At 68.5% G+C, this 2,654-nt stretch carries 3 protein-coding genes; all 3 read right to left on the bottom strand.

The features are described from left to right. Positions 1-91: 91 nt before the first annotated feature. Positions 92-1,291: an argininosuccinate synthase gene (locus tag AC1D1G_RS44150; RefSeq protein ID WP_009473614.1), complete on the bottom strand. Its 1,200-nt coding sequence runs from the start codon at positions 1,289-1,291 to the stop codon at positions 92-94. Between the two features lie 47 nt (positions 1,292-1,338). Next, complete coding sequence (locus AC1D1G_RS44155) at positions 1,339-1,947, bottom strand: arginine repressor (protein WP_477956819.1); 609 nt, start codon at positions 1,945-1,947, stop codon at positions 1,339-1,341. Continuing rightward, the coding region (gene argF / locus AC1D1G_RS44160) for an ornithine carbamoyltransferase (RefSeq protein ID WP_477956820.1) at positions 1,944-2,654 on the bottom strand (711 nt) is incomplete at its 5' end. The genes AC1D1G_RS44155 and argF, both read right to left, overlap by 4 nt.

The following is a 2,654-nucleotide window of genomic DNA, read 5'->3' on the forward strand; positions in this document are numbered from 1 at the left end:
GACTTGCTCAGCGCCGCCATGGCGGCGGCCGGTCCGGACTCGAACCGGCCGCCCCAGAGGGCTCCTTCGTTGGTGCCGTGAGCACTCATCCCTAGAGGCCCAGATCGCGCTTCGCCGCGACCTTCGAGGACAGTCCGTGGATCTGCACGAATCCCTTGGCGTAGGACTGGTCGAACGTGTCGCCCTCGTCGTAGGTCGCCAGGTTGAAGTCGTACAGCGACTCGTTGCTGCGGCGGCCGTTGACGATGATCGCACCGCCGTGCAGCACCAGCCGGATGTCGCCGGAGACGCGTTCCTGCGTCTTCTCGATGAACGTGTCCAGCGCGACCTTCAGCGGGGAGAACCAGAGGCCGTCGTACACCAGCTCGCTCCAGCGCTGCTCGGTCTGACGCTTGTAGCGGCCGAGTTCGCGTTCCTGCGTGACGTGCTCGAGTTCCTGGTGGGCGTTGATGAGGACCATCGCTCCGGGAGCCTCGTAGATCTCACGGCTCTTGATGCCGACGAGACGGTCCTCGACGACGTCGAGGCGGCCGACACCCTGAGCGCCGGCGCGGCGGTTGAGCTCCTGGATCGCTTCGAGGACGCTGACCGGCTTGCCGTCGATCGCGACGGGCCGGCCGGCCTCGAAGCTGATGATCAGCTCGTCGGGTGCCTGCCAGTTGACGGTCGGGTCCTGCGTGTAGTCGTAGACGTCCTTGGTCGGCGCGTTCCACAGGTCCTCGAGGAACCCGGTCTCGACGGCGCGGCCCCACACGTTCTGGTCGATCGAGAACGGCGACTTCTTGGAGACGTTGATCGGGATCTCGTTCTCCTCGGCGAACGCGATCGCCTTCTCCCGGGTCCACGCGTAGTCGCGGACCGGTGCGATGACGTCCAGGTCGGGGGCGAGCGATCCGAAGCCGACCTCGAACCGGACCTGGTCGTTGCCCTTGCCGGTGCAGCCGTGCGCGACCGTGGTGCCGCCGTGGGCACGCGCGGCCTCGACGAGGTGCTTGACGATCAGCGGGCGGCTGATGGCCGACACGAGCGGGTAGCGGTCCATGTAGAGGGCGTTGGCCTGGATGGTCGGCAGGCAGTATTCGTCGGCGAACTCGTCGCGCGCATCCACCACGACCGACTCGACCGCACCGCAGTCGAGTGCACGCTGACGCACGACCTCCATGTCCTCGCCGCCCTGGCCGAGATCGATGGCGACAGCAACAACTTCCTTGCCCGTCTCCTTGCCGATCCAGCTGATGGCGACTGAGGTGTCCAGCCCGCCCGAGTAGGCGAGTACGACGCGATCGGCCATGGTCCTTGTGCTCCTTAGGTTGAAGATCTGTAGAGATGATTCAGTTGTCAGGCGAGGGATTCGATCTTGGCCGCGAGTTCCGCCCCGCTCAGCGGCTCCCGTGCCACCACGAGAATGGTGTCATCCCCCGCGATGGTTCCCACGACGTCAGGTAATGATGCCCGATCGAGTGCACTCGCCAGATAGTGCGCTGCCCCCGGGGGAGTTCGCAGCACCGCCATGTTGCCACTGGCATCGGTCGACACCAGTAACTCCCCCAGCAACCGCGACAGCCGGTCGGTTCCGCCGGAGACGCCGCGGACGGGATTTCCGTCCTCGGGCACCACGTAGACCCCGGCGCCGCCGTCTGCGGCGCGAAGCTTCACGGCACCCAGTTCCTCGAGGTCCCGCGACAGCGTGGCCTGGGTGGCGTCGATGCCCTCGGCGGCGAGCAGCGCCGCGAGTTCGGTCTGGCTGCGGACCGGGTTGTTCGACAGGATCGCGACGATGCGTGCCTGCCGTCCCGCCCGTGTGGGTGCCGTCGCCGCGTTCGCGGGGCGCTGCGGCGGTGCCGCACTTGCACGCTGCGGCGGTGCCGCACCTGCACGCTGCGGCGGTGCCGCACCTGCACGCTGCGGCTGAGCCGCACCTGCACTCTGCGGAGGTGCCGCACTCACGGACGGTCCCCGGTTCGCTGTGCGAGCAGCCACACCAGCAGTGCCTTCTGTGCGTGCAGCCGGTTCTCCGCCTCGTCCCAGACGACGCTCTGCGGTCCGTCGAGGACGTCGTCGGTGATCTCCTCCCCGCGGTGGGCGGGCAGGCAGTGCAGGACCACCGCGTCGGCGTCGGCCTTTGCGAGCAGCGCCTCGTTGATCTGGAACGGGCGGAACGGGCCGACGCGGTCGAGCCCGTCGTTCTCCTGGCCCATCGACGTCCAGGTGTCGGTGACGAGTGCGTCCGCGCCGACGACCGCCGTCTGTGGGTCACCGGTGAGGGTGATGGTCGCGCCGGTCTCGGCCGCCCGCGCCCGGGCTGCCTCGACCACCCACGGCAGGGGCGCGAATCCCTCGGGGCTGGCGATGGTCACGTTGACGCCGGCGGTCACACCGCCCAGCATCAGCGAGTGCGCCATGTTGTTGGCGCCGTCGCCGAGGTAGGTGAGCTTCAGCCCCTTCAGCGAACCCTTCCGCTCCACGAGCGTCTGCAGATCGGCCAGGACCTGGCACGGGTGGAACTCGTCGGACAGCGCGTTGACGATCGGGACGTCGGCGCCGGACGCCATCGCCTCGAGCCGCTTCTGCCCGAACGTGCGCCACACCACGGCGTCGACGTACCGCGACAGGACACGGCCCGTGTCCTGCAGCGTCTCCTCGCGGCCGAGTTG

This window comes from Rhodococcus sp. P3_B8 (assembly GCF_056402775.1).

Coding starts and splice junctions, on each gene's coding strand:
- AC1D1G_RS44150 (WP_009473614.1), bottom strand. CDS start 1,291: ATGGCCGATCGCGTCGTACTCGCCTACTCGGGCGGGCTGGACACCTCA.